Consider the following 14,425-nt stretch of genomic DNA (forward strand, 5'->3'; position numbering starts at 1 on the left):
GCGCGCCGTCGCGTCGGCGAGCGGCGACGGCGCGGCGAAGTGGACCCGGTTGCTGCCGCACGTGGTAATGAGCGCGGCGGTCACATAGGTTTCATCGTCGATCCGGTCTACCTCGTCCAGCTCCTCGGCGAGGGTCAGCCGAGGACGAGCGGGGACCAGGAAGTCGGCTCGTGAGGAACGCCAGAGGAACTCCGCCTCCCTGAGCCGCTCGGCCAGCTCCGGCCGCAGCCCAGCCCAGACGTCCCCGGCCCAGCCGGCGAGCTGCGGGTGATGCGCGGGTTCGGCCAGCACGTGCAGCATCGCGGTCAGCTCGGCCAGCGGGGAGGCAGCGAACCGCAGTCGCCCGGACGGCAGGCCGCCGATGTCGATCCTCAACGTCATCCCCTTATCATCGCTGGTCGGATGGCCGACGACCGCGTCGATTGACGGTGTCCGTCAATCGACATAGTCGGCCCGGCGGCCAAACGCATCGTTGACGCCATGGCAACCACCACCAAGATCCGGCCGCGCGCCCTCGTCCGTGCCTCCGGAGGCCCCCGCTATGCCGTCGCCCTGGCCGTGGACGCGCTCGGCACCGGCCTGCTGCGGCCCTTTCTGCTGCTCTACGGGGTGACGGTGCTGAGGCTGTCCGCGCCGGTCACCGGCATTGCCATGACGGCCGGAGTCGTCGTGGGTCTGGTGTGCATGCCCGCTGTCGGCCGATGGCTGGACCGGGGCGCACGCAGCACGGTGGTGGCAGCGTCGATGCTGGTGCGGGTCCTGGGCGTGGCGCTGCTGCTGGCCACCCCGGCGGGGCACGTCTGGCTGTTCGCCGCGGCGGCACTCTTCCTCGGCATCGGCAACCAGGCGTGGCCGGCCGCCCACGCAGCCCTCGTGGCCACGGTCGCCCACGGCCGCGAACGTGACGCCGCTCTGGCGGCAGGCCGCGCCCTGCGCAACGCCGGCCTGGGCGTGGGCGCCCTCCTCGCCACCGCATGCCTGGCGGGCGGCACCACCGCATTGCAGGCGCTGGCAGCCGTCACCGGGCTCGCCTATCTCGCTGCGGCGGCCTTGGCATGGTCGGTCCACCTGCACACGCATCCGGCCGCTACTCCGGCCAAGGACAGGGCCGACGGGCCCGCACCTCGGATGCGCGCGCTGCTGGCCGCCAACGTGGTCTACGTCTTCTGCCTCAACGTCCCCGAAATCGCGCTCCCCCTGGTCCTGGTGACACAGTTGCACGCATCCCCGGTGTGGTCGGCAGCCATCTTCGTGGCCAACACGGTGCTGGTGGTCACCCTGCAGGTTCCGGTCACCGTCCTGATGTCCCGCTTCTCCCGGCGGACCGTGCTGGCTCTCGCCGGCGTGGTACTCGCCGCGTCCTACCTCGGCTTCCTCGCGGCCACCTCACTGGGACACGGCTGGGGTGCCCCGGCGGTCGCCACGGTGTCCGTGGTCTGCACGATCGGCGAGATCATCTATGCCGGCAGCGCCACCGCGCTCGTCACCGCCCTCGCCCCGGCCCATGTCCTGGGACGCGCCCTCGCCCGCTTCCAGCTCTCCACGGGCTTCGGCCTCGCCGTCTCCCCGGCGGTCATCACCGCTCTCGCCTCCCACGGCTCGGCCGCCCTCTGGGGCAGCCTCGCCGCTGCGACGCTCCTCTCCGCCTCCGCCGTCGCCACCGAGAAGGATCAAGGAACGCGGCTCAGCGGTTGCTGCCGCCGGGCGCGAGCAGGCTCGTGAGCTCGTCGACGGTAACCCACTGCTGGACTATGAGCTTTCGCATCACTGACTGTGTCCTTTCGAGTATCTGCCGGCTGAGCAGGTCCCCCGGTACGGAGCCTTCGTGGCGGATCCGACGCCGGAGGAACTGGAGCGGTTCTTCTTTTCGAGGACGAAACCGCGCGCGGGTTCTCGACCTCCTACCTCGACATTTCCTGGCGGACTTCAACGAATCCGCGCACTCTGAGGCGGCCACAAACGGGCACGGGGAGAGCCACTTCGCGTCCCAGGCGTGCCATGGACTCGGTGGTGCCCCGGAACCAGCCGCGTCGGATCGCCGCTTCTGATCGGCACCCGGTGCGGCCGGCAGGAGCAGGCCTTTCCGCGCACCGCGGTGGGGGTTGAGGCGTGGGCGATCGATCCACCCGACGCGAGCGACCGCGCGCCGCTCAGCCGCGCTGACGCTCCTCACGCTGCCGGACCAGTTCTTCGACCGCGCTCGGCAGAGTCGTCTCGAAGTCGATCAGCTTCGCCCAGTTCGGGGTCACGACGATCCGGACCATGCCGTCGTGGTAGAGCGAACGCTCCTCCGCCTCCCACTCGACCCGTTGCTCGGGGGTCATCTCGTAGGTGCTGGTCGTCTGGAGATACTCGTCCGGGATGCCATCGACGAAGTCCAGCTCGGCCCGGCCCCGGATGAGCAAGATCTTGGGCGGGTGCACCTCGGTGTCGATCGTCAGGGCAACCATCGGGTTCTCGCTCAAGGCCTGAAGCTTCGGAGCGTTCTTCGGAGTGCACATGACGATCTCCGCGCCGTTCCAGGCAAAGATGATCGGGACATTGCGGGGTGTGCCGTCCTTGGCGACGTAGGCCAGGCGGGTCACGTCGCGGGCCAGCAGCTCCTGACTGATCGGTCGGTTCAGAACCTCGGTGATTTCGTTCTGTCGCACGGTCATCCGTTTTCTTGGTCCGTCCAGCGGATCGTTCTGGTTGGTCACAGGTCGGCCGCGACGGGCTGTCAGCTGAGCTGCTCGGCCAGCGCGATGATGATCCCCTCGGGGCCGCGGACGTAGCAGAGCCGGTAGCTGTCCTCGTACGGGGCCAGCTCACCGACGAGTTCGGCGCCGTGAGTGCGCAGGCGGGCAACGACGTCCTCGATGTCGTCGACGGCGAACATGACGCGATGCATGCCCAGCGTGTTGTGCGGCGGGTTATGCGGTCTGGCGCCGATCGGCGCGGGGGTGTGGTATTTCGCCAGTTCCAGCCGGCCGTGGCCGTCTGGGGTCCGCATCATCGCGATGTCGCAGCGGACGCCGTCGAGTCCGACGGTGCGGTCCGCCCAGAGGCCCTCGATCTGCGCTTTGCCCTCCAGCTCCATGCCGAGTTCTACGAAGAACGCAATGGCAGCCTCAAGGTCGTCGACGACAATGCCGACGTTGTCCATCCGCTGGAGCGTCATGGTGGTTCTCCTTCTTTGTCGCACGGCCCGTCATGGGCCACTGGTGTACCTAGGACGGAGCCATCGCCACGTTCTCGACACTGAGAAGCGTGCTGAGTTCTGGCTCCTGCTTCCGGCCGTCACCGCCATGGGGTGCCGCGTCCGAAAACCCACACGCACGTATGCAGGCCGTCGCCGTCGCGCAGCGGGCCGGGTTCCGCCACGTCACGCGGATCCAAGACCTGGACGGCACCGATTTCACCTGTTACGCGCGTGATCTACGGTAGGCCTGCGCGATTCACCCAGCGTGGGGCCGTCAGCCGGGCTGGTCCGACAGAGCGGCTGAACCCGATCCGACAGCCGCAGACCTGGGCTGAGACCAGCGGTGACGGCGAGCGACGCCGCGGCCATCATGGCCATCGCCACCCCCGCGGGCACGTACTGCGCGATCAGGCCGGCCAGCGTGGCCCCGATCGCCTGCATCGCCTTCATGCCGTTGACCTGCAGGCCCAGTGCCTGGCCGCGGACGTCCTCGCCGGTCAGCGCGATCAGACGCTCCTGCAGCAGCAGCGTGGAGGCGAAGCCGACCGAGGCCACCGCGGCGGCGCCGGCCGCGACCGGCGTGCTGAGCGGCAGCGCGAACAGCAGGACGCCACCGACCGCGAACCCGGCGATCTGCATCGCGCCGACGGAGATGTTGAGCACCGAGCGGCCGAAGCCCTCGGTGCGCTGGCCATCGAGATCGAACTCCTCCAGCCCGCCACCGCCTGAGACACCATCGACCCGCCACCACGACGAATGGCCCGCGCATCGCGTCGGGCCATCGTCAGCTCCGGAGCACACCCATCTTGGCCGTGCGGCGCGCTGGGCGGGGGCTGTGTGATCGCCCTGGTCAGCGACATGACTGTCCCTTTCTCTCGTACTTGGTATGCCCCCCTGCAGGAGTCCCGCCATCGTCTGGCCCGCGCGATCTGCCACAGCGGCCGCGGCCAGATCCGCCAGGCGTACCGCGAGGGCCAAGAAGACCACCTCGCCGCGCTTGGCCTGGTCCTCAACGCCGTAGTGCTGTGGAACACGCGCTACCTCGACGCGGCCGTCGCCCAGCTCCGCATCAAGGCCAGCAGCCCGGCCAGGGCCTGCGCCCCTTCCGGGACCCAGACGCCGTCGAAGACGACGAAGGCTGACGGCCGACACACCACCCCTTCCAGGCACGAGCTCAAGCGGGCGGCGTGACCGGGGACCACACGCCCATCCACTGTTCGGCGCCCCACGCCTCGTACCGTTGCACCTCGGTGAACCCCAGCTTCGCCGCGAGGCGCATCGAGCGGTCGTTGGCGGTCTGGGTGCAGAGCACCACCGGCTCGCCGGGAAGCGCGTCGGCGAACCAGCCGAGCACCGCTGCGCACGCTTCGGCGGCGTACCCGCGTCCCCATGCCTCTGGCAGGAGCAGGTAGCCGAGTTCGGCCTCCCCGGCATCCGGACGGACATGACTCCGACGCTCCGCGTCGCGCCGGTTGAGCTCGATGGTGCCGATCATCGCTTCGTCGAGCTCGACCACGAAAAGGCCGGGGCGCCTCTCGGGCGTCTCAGGCAACGCGCGCTCGCACTCATCACGCGGTCGAGGGCCGCCTAGGTAGGTGTTCACCTCCGGCGAGGTGAACAGCTCGATGAACGCCGCACGGTCCCGGGACTCGGGCTCGCGGAGCACGAGCCGCTCGGTCTTGATCGGGGCAGGCGGCCAGGCGACGGACCCTAGTTCAGTCATGCCGGGGAACCTATCGCACGCTCGCCGAGCAGGACGTGCTCTCACAACTCACGAACAAGGCCACGGCTCCTCAAAGCATGAGGGATACTGAGGGGCCAGGAAGAAGCACCCGGGCCCCTCGGTATGTGATCCTCAAGCGGCCATGGCGGCGCCGCGCTGGCCACTTTATGAGTGCGGGAGCCTTCAATAGACCATCAATTCTCAACATCTGTAGCGACCTGCGAGAGGCTGGGGACAGGAATCAGCGGTAGGGAGCCGATCCACGTTTCGGCTCGGTGACGGGGTGGATTGCTCTGGTGCTCGGCCCGCCTACCGAGTCCAGCGTGCGGTGCGGGTGAGGGCGGCGGCGGTGTTGAGGAGCAGCGCGGCGGCGGGCGGCAGGTGGTCGCGGCGCCAGACAAGTTCGAGGTCGAGGGTGGGCAGGCCGGGGTCGGTGAGGGGCACGGCCGAGATGTCGGCCGTCGATCATCGCCCAGACCTTCACCGACCGTGGCGAACGCGCCCGCGCCATCGGGGTCTGGGGGTCGGTGGTGTGCCTGTCCATGGCAGCCGGCCCGCTGGTCGGGGGGCTGCTCGTGGACGGTGCGGGCTGGCGCTCGATCTTCTGGCTCAACCTGCCCGTCAGCCTGGCCGCCCTGCTCCTGACCCGGGCGTTCGTCCCCGAATCCCGCGCCGAGGCGGCCCGACGTCCTGACCCGGTCGGGCAGGTCCTCGTCATCGCGCTGCTGGCGGTTCTCACCTACACGATCATCCAGGCCCCCGAACACGGCTGGGCCTCTCCCACCACGCTGCTCATGGCGGGCCTAGCCCTCGTCCTGGCGGCCCTTCGGGTTCGTCAACGCCCCCATCACCAATACCGCCGTCTCCGGCATGCCCGTCTCCCAGGCCGGCGTGGCCTCCTCCCTCGTCTCCACCTTCCGGCAGACCGGCAGCGCCCTCGGCGTCGCCGTGATCGGCGCCGTCCTTGCCTCCCGCATCGACGTCGGCGCCTACACCGCTGCCGCCCGCCCGGCCTGGTGGATCATCGCCGGATGCGGCCTCACCGTCCTCATCGTCGGACAGCTCACCAACACACGCCGCGCCCAGCGCACTGCACAACGCACTAGCCACGGGCTCAGACGAGCTTTCGCCAAGCCTCAGCAACGCAGCGCATCACTGACCGCCCACAGCCGCCCCACGGCCCACCGCTAATCAGGGGCAGAGGTACTGCCCCTCTCTCTCGTACTTGGTCTGCCCCCTATATTCGGGCAGCGCCGCGCTCAGTTGCCTATCGAGATGTTCGAACCTTCTTCGGCGGGCGCGGCATCACCCCTGGTCGGACGGTAGACGATCCAGTCAGACCGTGTTCTGCTCATCCAGGTTCAGGTGCTTGCTCATGTCGAGCTCCAGCCGGCCGTACAGGTTCACATGGGTCCAGAACAGAGCCGACAGGCCGGGACGGTCGACCGGCGAGCGTAAGACAGCCGTACGCCACCGCGTCTTGGCACCACCTCGTCAGCAACCAGGGGATCCAGCAAGGTCCGAGTTCACAACGGCTCTGGGGCGTTGCGGAGTCATCCGACGTCGGGTAGGCAGTGTGTCTGTTCCATGGCGGCGACGTCTTGTGCGCGGTGACGGCAAGCTACCGGAGCCCAAGAAGGTCAGGGCGGGGGCCGTTCCCGTCACCGTTAATCGACGTGTTCTTGCTCGGCGGCCGCGGCGTAGGCGGCGTCGAGGCGCTCGAGCGGGCCTGGACCGTCGTGCGGCTTCGGCGGGGCGCCGAGGTGGCGGGCGCGGAGCTCGTCCATGAGCTCCTCGATGAACGCCGGGCCCTCATCGCGCATGAGCTGCTGCCGGCTCCGGAGCTCGGCGCTGCCAGGGCGCCAGTCGAGGCCCCAGTTGCCGAGGGCGTAGATGATCGGAAGAGTCTGGATACCAGCTTCAGTGAGGCTGTAGCGAGCGCGCTGCCCCCGCGCGGCGGTGCCGCGGGTGAGGATCCCCGCCTCGACGAGCCGCACGAGGCGGTCGGCGAGGATGTTCGAAGCGATGCCCTCGATCGACCCGGTGAGCAGCGCCCGAAAGTAGCGGCGGTCGCCGAAGATGACGTCGCGCAGCACGAGCAACGACCAGCGATCTCCGAGCACCTCGACGGCGGCGTTGATCGGGCACCCGGACCGTGGTTCCACGATTCCTCCTTGACAGGTATTTCGTCCTCTTATAGTAGTTGCAGAATACAATCACTCTTGGGAAGAGGAGCTGATGGGCCGCTTCGTTTATTCGATGCAGGTGTCCCTCGACCTGCGGATCGAGCAAGTTCCTGGGGACAACGGCGCTGGCGAGTGGCTGCGCATCGACGAGGAACTGCACCGCGAGTGCAACGCGCTGACGCAGGCGCTCGCGCTCATGGTCCAGGGCCGGCTCTACTACGAGGTCATGGAGGAGTACTGGCCACGGGCGCGCGAGGACGCGTCGCTGCCGGATGTCATGCGTGAGTACGGCGAGATCTGGACCGCCAAGCCCAAGGTGCTTGTCTCCCGCACCCGCCGCAGCGCCGATCACAACACCCGGATCATCGGCGGAGACGACGCGATCGAGCAACTCGCCGCCCTGCGGGCCGGGACCGACGGCAGCATCAGTGTGGGCGGCGCGGCGCTCGCGACGCAGCTGCTCCGGGCTGGGCTTCTCGACGAGCTGCTGCTCTTCACCCATCCCGCGATCCTCGGCTTCGGCAGGCCGCTGTTCGACGACTACGACGTGCCGCTCGAGCTCGACCTGCTCGAGCAGCGATCGTTCAGGCAGGGCGTCACGATGCATCGCTACACCATCCGGGATGCAAAGGAGGCGAGCTCGTGCTGAGGCAGGTCGCGGAGGGTGTGCTGGTCCACGAGAGCGAGTTCGTGCAGAGCAACGCCGTTGTGGTGCAGGACCGGGCCGGTGTGTTGCTCATCGACCCCGGGGTGACCGGCTCCGAGATCGACTGCCTCGCGAACGACCTTCGCGAGTTGGGTCAGCCCGTTGTGGCAGGGTTTTCTACGCATCCGGATTGGGATCACCTGCTCTGGCACGCCCGGCTCGGCGAGGCGCCCCGTTACGGCACGGCGCGCTGCGCGGCCACTGTCCGAGATCAGCTGTCGGACACAGGTGCGAAGGCCCGCATCGCCGCCCACCTGCTCGAGACGGAAATCGCCGGGCAGGTCCCGCTGGACCTACTCGGCCTCATTACCGGCCTGCCCGCCGAAACTGCGCAGATTCCTTGGGATGGCCCTCAAGTCCGGATCATCGAGCATCAAGCGCATGCACCGGGCCACGCAGCGCTGTTGATCGAGGAACGCGGGGTTCTCGTCGCCGGCGACATGCTTTCTGATGTCCTGATTCCGATGCTCGACTTGAACGACACCGCGGACCCGATCGAGGACTACCTCACCGCGCTGCGGCTGCTCGAGGGCGTGGCGAGCGACGTCGATTTCGTTGTCCCGGGCCACGGTTCCGTCGGCGGATCCGACCAGGTACAGGCACGGATCGACCAGGATCGGGCGTACGTGCTCGCCTTGCGTGAGGGCCATGTTCCCAGTGACCCGCGGGTCGGCCCATCGGCTAAGCCCGGCTGGGAGTGGGTAAGCGATGTGCACAACGGGCAAGCCCAGCGCCTCGCCCGACGAAGCGAGCGCGACGGGACGCCCGGCTAGCTCGCAGTAGTGCCGGCCCAGCGATTCCGCGGCTTCGTCGAGGGACAGCGACCGGTCCAGCCACGCGGCCCGCTTCTCGATCACCGGCCGCACCTGCCCGGGAGTCAAGGCGTCGATGTCCGCCAGTGCGTACAGCTAACTCCGCTACCGCGGTGTCAGCGCCAACGATCTGTGGCTCCACCTGCGCATGGCCGCCCTCAACCTGCGGCGCCTGCTCAACCTAGGTCTGACCCGCACGGCTGGGCAGTGGATCCTGGCCTGAGGGCCAGGATCCCGGCCTGTCCCCGGCTTGCGCGGCCCGGTGGACAGCCACCACGCGAGAACCAGCGGGAAGAGTGACCACTGAGACGCCCCGCACAGGTCCGGCAGCGCCTCGGCTCAGTCCTGGTCCTGCCGAACAGCACCAGCCGCCGGACGCCCGCTTCGGCGCCGTCGGCGCGCCGTTGAGCGAAGGCGTGCGCGGTAGCCGGTTGGAGGAGGCCAGCACGCCGGGCGCATGGCCTCCGGACACCTCCGCAGGACGCTGAGGGCGAGAGAGGTTCTCATCGGTGTGAGGGGTCAGGTGGTCGGCGTGACCAGGTAATCGCCGTGCTCCAGGTCTTCGAGCAGTGTCGGGTGTGCGGGCGACCAGCCGAGCAACTCCTGGGTGTAGGAGCTGGAGACAGGCCCGTCGAAGCCGTAGGCGATGGCCATGAACGGGCTGACGAAGTGCGTGGCGGCCTCGTCGGGGGTCAGCGAGACCGTGGGCACATCCAGGCCCCGGGCGATCACCTCTGCGATGCTTTTCAAGGTGACGCCGCTTTCGGCCACTCCGTGCAGCACGCTGCCCGCAGGTGCCTTCTCCACTGCCAGACGGAACAGGACCGCCGCGTCGAGCCGGTGCACCGCAGGCCACCGGTTGGTGCCATCTCCCACGTAGGCAGATACGCCGGTCTTTCGCGCAGTGGCGATGAGCATGGGGATGAAACCATGGTCTTCGGGACCGTGGACGGTAGGAGCCAGGCGCACCACGCTGGCGCGCACTCCCCGAGTGGCGAAGTCCAGACACGCTCGCTCCCCGGCGATGCGGAAGGCGGCGATCCCGGTCGCGTCGGGCTCGTCCTTCTCGGTGCTCTCCCGGCTGGCGGGCATGACCAGGGTGCCTGAGGTGACGACGAGCGGCTTGCCCGAGTGTTCCAGCGGCTGGCCGAGCGTCTCGATCGCGGTCCGGTCGCGCCTCATCATGTCGTCGAGATCGGAAAAATCGCCGCCGTAGGCCATGTGCAGGACTCCGTCGGCGGATTCGGCGCCGCTGCGCAGACTGTCGAGGTCGTCCAGGGAGCCGCGGTGTGGTGTGGCCCCCAGCGACTTCAGCCGGGCGGCCGCGGCATCTGAGCGCGCCAGACCGGTGACGGCGTGGCCGGCCGCGATGAGCTCGGCGACGACAGCGGGGCCGGTCTGGCCGGAACCACCAGTGACAAAGACATGCATGAAACTCTCCCACTTAACGCCAGTGACTGGCACTACATAGCGCCAGTGGCTGACTGTAGGTAGCGCCAGTCGCTGGCGTCAAGTAGCGCCACTGACTGACATATGCGGTATCCTTCGGAGCGTGCCACGGAGCGGAGCAGAAGCGCGCCGCCGCCTTCAGCAGGCGGCCCTGGAGCTGTACCGGGAACGCGGGTTCGACCGGACCACCACGGCCGAAATCGCCGCCCGGGCCGGCCTCAACGAACGCACGTTCTTCCGGCACTTCCCGGACAAGCGCGAGGTGCTCTTCGACGGCGAATCCGACCTACGCGCGTCCCTGATGCAGGCGGTGGCCGAAGCGCCCGATGGTCTCCAGCCGCTCGACCTACTGCTCTGCGCCTTCCGAAAAGTCGAGCACATCCTTGAGGACAACCGGCCCTTTGCAGAACCACGACTGCAAGTCATCGCGGCGACGCCGGCACTCCGCGAGCGGGACCTGGCCAAGGCCGCGTCGATCACTGAAGCTGTAGCGGAAGCGCTGCGGCAGCGCGGTGTCGCCGACCGGCTGGCCGGCCTGGCCGCTCAAACCGGGTGGGCCGCCTTCCACCAAGCGGCCCAAGCCTGGATTGACGACCCCTCACAGAGCCTGGACGTACACCTCCTCCAAGCCTTCGATGACCTGCGCGCCCTCTCTCTGACCACCCTGGCTGGTGACTCTGGTCGATAAAGACCTCCGCCGGTGCCCGGCCCGCCTCTGATCGGATCTGCGGGCGACGTTGGGCGGCATATAGGTGCGTGCGAGCCCGTACGACACCCCCGTCGCCTCATGCTCCTCCAGCAGTCGGTCGAAGCTGCGCTTGGCGGTGTGCCGCTGCTTGGGCGGTGCGTCCAGATCCGCTCGCAGCATCTGATCAGTCAATGGCTTGAACGGGTCCAGCCGAGATGGCCAGGGCGGCAACGGCTTGCGCGGGCGGCCAGGCCGAGGCCAGTGCCTTCTTCGCGGGATGAGGTGGCGCTGGTGCAGCTGTCATCGACAGAACGACTCTCAGGGGTGACGGGTCCGCTTACCAGCGAAGTCCGGCCAGTCGGGTCGCCCGAGGCACTACATTCGTCGGATCGGTTCGCGCCGACCGCGCGGGCGAGTCGGCCGGGCCTGTACGCCTACGTCCCGAAAGATCGTTTTACGAGTTCAGAGACAACCTTCTTAGGTCTCAAGGGGCGAGCCAGGCGGAGATGCGGGCCCGGGCGGTCGGTGGAATCGGGACGGTGTGGACCTGGTCGCCCTTGCCGTGCAGGCGGATGGTGCCGGTACGGGCGGTGATCGCGATGTCGTCGACCGGTGCACCGCCGTCACGTTGCCGCGGAAGTCGGCATACGCCGCCCGGTCCATGCCCGAAAGCCGAAACCGCTGCTCGGTGGCCTGCTCTGCGCCGGTTTGCTCATCGCCGGCCAGGCGCGACCAAAGCGCCCGTTCGCTCATGCCAAGCCCCCGCCGCACCTAAGGAACGTTGGCAGGCGCCGGAGGCATGTAGTCGGCCCGGCTCAGTGCCGCCGGAGGCCGACCCCGCCCTGTCGGGAGAGCTTCGAGCGAACCGCCGAAGTCCTTCGTGGTTGGTGCCTGGGACACCCCGGTTGTTCCGCCGGCCGCCGATCTCAGGCACCTCCTGGCTGCCGCATACTGATTTCGTCGGCCCTCTCGACGGTTGCCGGGGTCACGACGATGGCGTGCCCAGGGATCTCCCTTTCAGGCGCCGGCGCCGCCATCCACCGACACGATCGCGCCGGTCACCATCGATGCCCGGTCGCTGAGCAGCCACGCGGCCACCTCGGCGACTTCGTGGGGCTCGGCCATCCGTCCGAGCGGGATCGATGCCTTCGCTTGCTCGACGATGCCGGGGGTCGCCGCCTCCCATGCGTCGATCATCTCCGTGGCGGTGCCGCCGGGGGTGATGCCGTTCACCCCGATGCCATCACGGGCCCAGCTCACCGCGGCGGTCTCGGTGATGCTGTTGAGCGCGCGCTTCATGGCGCCGTATGCGGGGAGTGCGGGGTTCGCGCGGCGGCTGCCGATGCTCGAGGTGTTGACGATCGCCCCGCCACCGTTCCGTCGCATGAGTGCGGCCTCAGCCGTCATGGCGGCCCAGTGCGCCCGGAAGTTCACCGCGAACTGCTCCTCGACGTCCTCATCGCTCGTGGTGTCGAGCGGGCCGGGCTGCTGGCCCACCCCGCCGTTGTTGAACGCGCCGTCGAGCCGTCCGTGCAGCTCCTCGACGCGGTCGAGGGCCGCGCGGATGCTCGCACGGTCAGCGAGGTCCAGGGTGACGGCGTCGGCGACGCCGCCGTCGGCGCGGATCTCGGTGACGATCCGCTGGAGGGCGTCGGTGCTGCGGGCGGCGAGCACGACGGCGGCCCCCTCGGAGGCGAAGAGCCGGGCCGCGGCCGCCCCGATGCCGCGGCTGGCGCCGGTGATGAACACGACCCTGCCGGTGAGCAGGCCGATGGGTGCGATGTCAATGTTGTTCGTCATGCCGACCAGTGTCAGGTCGACCACCAGGCCGGATGCAGGCACAGACGGTACCAGGATCCATCGCCGCGCAGCGTGCACACTTGGGATATGGACAAACAGGAACTCGGGGCGTTCCTCCGCACCCGTCGCGAGCGGCTCCGGCCGCAGGACGTCGGCCTCCCCTCGGGCCCGCGACGCCGGACACCGGGGCTTCGCCGCGAGGAGGTCGCGGTCCTCGCGCACATCTCCACGGAGTACTACGTCCGGCTCGAGCAGGGCAGGGCGCCGCGACCGTCGGGCGAAGTCCTCGCCGGGATCGCAGGCGCGCTCCGGCTCACGGACGCCGAGTCCGACCACCTCCACGTCCTCGCGGGAACTGCGCCGAGCCGTACCGGACTGCACCGGCGCGACGTCCGCCCGAGCATCCTCGCGCTCCTCGAGCGGCTGCCGCAGACGGCCGCTTTCGTGATGTCGGCCGCGTTCGAGGTGCTCGCGTGGAACGACCTCGCGGCCGCGCTCATGGAGGACTTCGCTGAGCTCGCCCCGCAGGACCGCAATCTCGCGCGCCGGGCATTCCTCGGGCCGGCGCGCACCGATGCGACGCTGTACGGGATCTCCGACGCCGCGGAGTTCCGGCACCAGGTCGTCATGCAGCTGCGATCCACCCTCGCCCGATACCCGTCCGACCCCGCGGTGACCGAACTCCTCGACGAGCTCCGCGACGCCAGCCCCGAGTTCGCCCGGCTCTGGGATCGGCACGACGTGCAGGCCGCGCCGATGCTCACGAAGACGTTCCGTCACCCGGTCGTCGGGGAGATCACCGTCGACTGCGACTCGCTCACGCTCACGGACCGCGACCAGCACCTCGTGCTCTACACCGCGCCGCCAGGATCCCCTAGCGCCGAAGCCCTGGCACTTCTGAACGTCCTTGGAGCCGAGTACGTCAAAGCGAGCAGGTCACTCTGACAGAGCCGGACAGATGGATTCCTTCCTCCCCAGGCTCGTGAGGAGGCCCAGAGGGACGCGATACAGGTCTCAGCGGGATCGCCTCCAGCCGGTGCGTGGGCGGGACCGGCGGCGTGTTCCGAGGCAGCGCACCTGACATGACTGACTACTAAGGGTCACCCAGGATAACGCACGCGTCGTTCGGCGCGCTTGGCACCGGCCAGTATGGAGCGATCCGAATCGCGTCAGCGGCGGCCCGCAGAAGGCGACTAACTCTCAGGATGAGACTTCGTAGCGGGTGGCGATCGCGGCGGCGCGGTTGCGCAGGGAGGTGCGCAACCACTGCGGGGCCAGGGCTTCCGCGTTCGTGGCGAGTTGCCACAGCGCCCATTCGGCGTGTCTCCGATCTTGGAAGGTCACCTCCAGCCGCAGCCAGCCGTCTGCGTCGGTTTCTTCAGCGAGGACGGCCAGCGCGGTGCCCACCAGGTCCTCCCGCCGCGCCGGGTCCACCCGTACCAGCACGGGGACTTGGTCGCCGCCGGTCCGAAACAGCGTGCTGCGTTCCTGCCAGGCCCGGTCCAGATCGACCCGGTCCGGTCGCTGTGCGGGTTCGGCGAGTTCCTTGGCGGCCAAGATCCGGGACAGCCGGTAGGTGCGGTCCGCGCCAGACCTCGTGGCCAGCAAGTAGCCCTGGTCGCGTACGGTGACCAGGCCGATCGGGTCCACCGTGCGCCACTTCGGGGTCTGGCCGTTGGCCGCGTAGTGGATGCGCAGTTTGTGTCCGGCGAGCACCGAGCGCCGGACCTCGGCCACTATGGTGTCGGGCACCTCCTCAGCGACCAGCCGACGCGAGAGGAGGTCGGTCTCCGGGTCGATGAGCAATCGCTCGGCCACGCCGGCCGCGGTGGCCCGATAGCTTTCGGGTAGCGCGTCAACCACCTTGAGCATGGCCGAAG

General features: G+C 68.9%; 16 protein-coding genes and 2 pseudogenes. 8 read left to right on the top strand and 10 right to left on the bottom strand.

What is annotated here, in order from left to right; genetic code table 11:
• Positions 1 to 381, bottom strand: a 381-nt coding sequence (locus AB0J09_RS36325; protein ID WP_360701078.1) for a DUF5937 family protein, incomplete at its 3' end; no start/stop codon positions are given.
• A 99-nt stretch (positions 382 to 480) separates the two neighbouring features.
• On the opposite strand from AB0J09_RS36325, the gene AB0J09_RS36330 reads away from it, so the two are divergent.
• Positions 481 to 1,722, top strand: coding sequence for an MFS transporter (locus AB0J09_RS36330; RefSeq protein ID WP_360701081.1), 1,242 nt, complete (start codon positions 481 to 483; stop codon positions 1,720 to 1,722).
• Between the two features lie 428 nt (positions 1,723 to 2,150).
• Here AB0J09_RS36330 and AB0J09_RS36335 read toward each other — a convergent pair whose 3' ends face one another.
• From AB0J09_RS36335 to AB0J09_RS36345, 3 genes are all read right to left on the bottom strand, one after another.
• Complete coding sequence (locus tag AB0J09_RS36335; protein WP_360701083.1) at positions 2,151 to 2,651, bottom strand: pyridoxamine 5'-phosphate oxidase family protein; 501 nt, start codon at positions 2,649 to 2,651, stop codon at positions 2,151 to 2,153.
• 68 nt (positions 2,652 to 2,719) lie between these two features.
• A complete protein-coding gene (locus tag AB0J09_RS36340; protein ID WP_360701118.1) occupies positions 2,720 to 3,145 on the bottom strand; it encodes a VOC family protein in 426 nt (141 codons plus the stop codon).
• 252 nt (positions 3,146 to 3,397) lie between these two features.
• Positions 3,398 to 3,982: a hypothetical protein gene (locus tag AB0J09_RS36345; RefSeq protein ID WP_360701086.1), complete on the bottom strand. Its 585-nt coding sequence runs from the start codon at positions 3,980 to 3,982 to the stop codon at positions 3,398 to 3,400.
• Positions 3,983 to 4,075: 93 nt separating this feature from the next.
• Between AB0J09_RS36345 and AB0J09_RS36350 the strand changes: the two are divergent.
• A pseudogene (locus AB0J09_RS36350) lies at positions 4,076 to 4,249 on the top strand (Tn3 family transposase); the annotation flags it as partial.
• Positions 4,250 to 4,355: 106 nt separating this feature from the next.
• On the opposite strand, the gene AB0J09_RS36355 reads toward AB0J09_RS36350, so the two are convergent.
• Together AB0J09_RS36355 and AB0J09_RS36360 are read right to left on the bottom strand one after the other, a co-directional pair.
• Entirely contained in the window at positions 4,356 to 4,904 is a 549-nt protein-coding gene (locus tag AB0J09_RS36355; RefSeq protein ID WP_360701089.1) for a GNAT family N-acetyltransferase, read from the bottom strand.
• A gap of 309 nt (positions 4,905 to 5,213) precedes the next feature.
• A complete protein-coding gene (locus AB0J09_RS36360) occupies positions 5,214 to 5,348 on the bottom strand; it encodes a hypothetical protein (RefSeq protein WP_360701092.1) in 135 nt (44 codons plus the stop codon).
• 65 nt (positions 5,349 to 5,413) lie between these two features.
• Between AB0J09_RS36360 and AB0J09_RS36365 the strand changes: the two are divergent.
• A pseudogene (locus tag AB0J09_RS36365) lies at positions 5,414 to 5,635 on the top strand (MFS transporter); the annotation flags it as partial.
• Positions 5,636 to 5,774: 139 nt separating this feature from the next.
• A complete protein-coding gene (locus AB0J09_RS36370; RefSeq protein WP_360701094.1) occupies positions 5,775 to 6,095 on the top strand; it encodes a hypothetical protein in 321 nt (106 codons plus the stop codon).
• A 476-nt stretch (positions 6,096 to 6,571) separates the two neighbouring features.
• Here AB0J09_RS36370 and AB0J09_RS36375 read toward each other — a convergent pair whose 3' ends face one another.
• A complete protein-coding gene (locus tag AB0J09_RS36375; RefSeq protein WP_360701096.1) occupies positions 6,572 to 7,069 on the bottom strand; it encodes a helix-turn-helix domain-containing protein in 498 nt (165 codons plus the stop codon).
• A 73-nt stretch (positions 7,070 to 7,142) separates the two neighbouring features.
• On the opposite strand from AB0J09_RS36375, the gene AB0J09_RS36380 reads away from it, so the two are divergent.
• A complete protein-coding gene (locus tag AB0J09_RS36380; RefSeq protein WP_360701098.1) occupies positions 7,143 to 7,739 on the top strand; it encodes a dihydrofolate reductase family protein in 597 nt (198 codons plus the stop codon).
• Positions 7,733 to 8,569 (top strand): MBL fold metallo-hydrolase, encoded by an 837-nt coding sequence (locus AB0J09_RS36385; protein WP_360701101.1) that lies wholly within the window; start codon positions 7,733 to 7,735, stop codon positions 8,567 to 8,569. Before AB0J09_RS36380 ends, AB0J09_RS36385 begins: the two co-directional genes overlap by 7 nt.
• A gap of 558 nt (positions 8,570 to 9,127) precedes the next feature.
• Here the strand turns inward: AB0J09_RS36385 and AB0J09_RS36390 are convergent.
• Positions 9,128 to 10,039 (bottom strand): SDR family oxidoreductase, encoded by a 912-nt coding sequence (locus AB0J09_RS36390; RefSeq protein ID WP_360701104.1) that lies wholly within the window; start codon positions 10,037 to 10,039, stop codon positions 9,128 to 9,130.
• 121 nt (positions 10,040 to 10,160) lie between these two features.
• On the opposite strand from AB0J09_RS36390, the gene AB0J09_RS36395 reads away from it, so the two are divergent.
• On the top strand, positions 10,161 to 10,745 hold the full coding sequence (locus AB0J09_RS36395; protein ID WP_360701106.1) for a TetR family transcriptional regulator: 585 nt from the start codon (positions 10,161 to 10,163) through the stop codon (positions 10,743 to 10,745).
• A gap of 1,017 nt (positions 10,746 to 11,762) precedes the next feature.
• On the opposite strand, the gene AB0J09_RS36400 is transcribed toward AB0J09_RS36395, so the two are convergent.
• Complete coding sequence (locus tag AB0J09_RS36400; RefSeq protein WP_360701109.1) at positions 11,763 to 12,545, bottom strand: SDR family oxidoreductase; 783 nt, start codon at positions 12,543 to 12,545, stop codon at positions 11,763 to 11,765.
• An 87-nt stretch (positions 12,546 to 12,632) separates the two neighbouring features.
• Between AB0J09_RS36400 and AB0J09_RS36405 the strand changes: the two genes are divergently transcribed.
• Complete coding sequence (locus AB0J09_RS36405) at positions 12,633 to 13,490, top strand: helix-turn-helix transcriptional regulator (protein WP_360701112.1); 858 nt, start codon at positions 12,633 to 12,635, stop codon at positions 13,488 to 13,490.
• 255 nt (positions 13,491 to 13,745) lie between these two features.
• Here the strand turns inward: AB0J09_RS36405 and AB0J09_RS36410 are convergent.
• Positions 13,746 to 14,425: WYL domain-containing protein (locus tag AB0J09_RS36410; RefSeq protein WP_360701115.1), on the bottom strand; the 680-nt coding region annotated here is incomplete at its 5' end.

The organism is Nonomuraea sp. NPDC049784, from assembly GCF_040659615.1.
GTDB lineage: Bacteria > Actinomycetota > Actinomycetes > Streptosporangiales > Streptosporangiaceae > Nonomuraea.

Excerpts from the sequence above, each read along its gene's own strand:
- AB0J09_RS36330 (WP_360701081.1), top strand. The coding sequence starts at position 481 with ATGGCAACCACCACCAAGATCCGGCCGCGCGCCCTCGTCCGTGCCTCC.
- AB0J09_RS36340 (WP_360701118.1), bottom strand. The coding sequence starts at position 3,145 with ATGGACAACGTCGGCATTGTCGTCGACGACCTTGAGGCTGCCATTGCG.
- AB0J09_RS36355 (WP_360701089.1), bottom strand. The coding sequence starts at position 4,904 with ATGACTGAACTAGGGTCCGTCGCCTGGCCGCCTGCCCCGATCAAGACC.
- AB0J09_RS36370 (WP_360701094.1), top strand. The coding sequence starts at position 5,775 with ATGCCCGTCTCCCAGGCCGGCGTGGCCTCCTCCCTCGTCTCCACCTTC.
- AB0J09_RS36380 (WP_360701098.1), top strand. The coding sequence starts at position 7,143 with ATGGGCCGCTTCGTTTATTCGATGCAGGTGTCCCTCGACCTGCGGATC.
- AB0J09_RS36390 (WP_360701104.1), bottom strand. The coding sequence starts at position 10,039 with ATGCATGTCTTTGTCACTGGTGGTTCCGGCCAGACCGGCCCCGCTGTC.
- AB0J09_RS36400 (WP_360701109.1), bottom strand. The coding sequence starts at position 12,545 with ATGACGAACAACATTGACATCGCACCCATCGGCCTGCTCACCGGCAGG.
- AB0J09_RS36405 (WP_360701112.1), top strand. The coding sequence starts at position 12,633 with ATGGACAAACAGGAACTCGGGGCGTTCCTCCGCACCCGTCGCGAGCGG.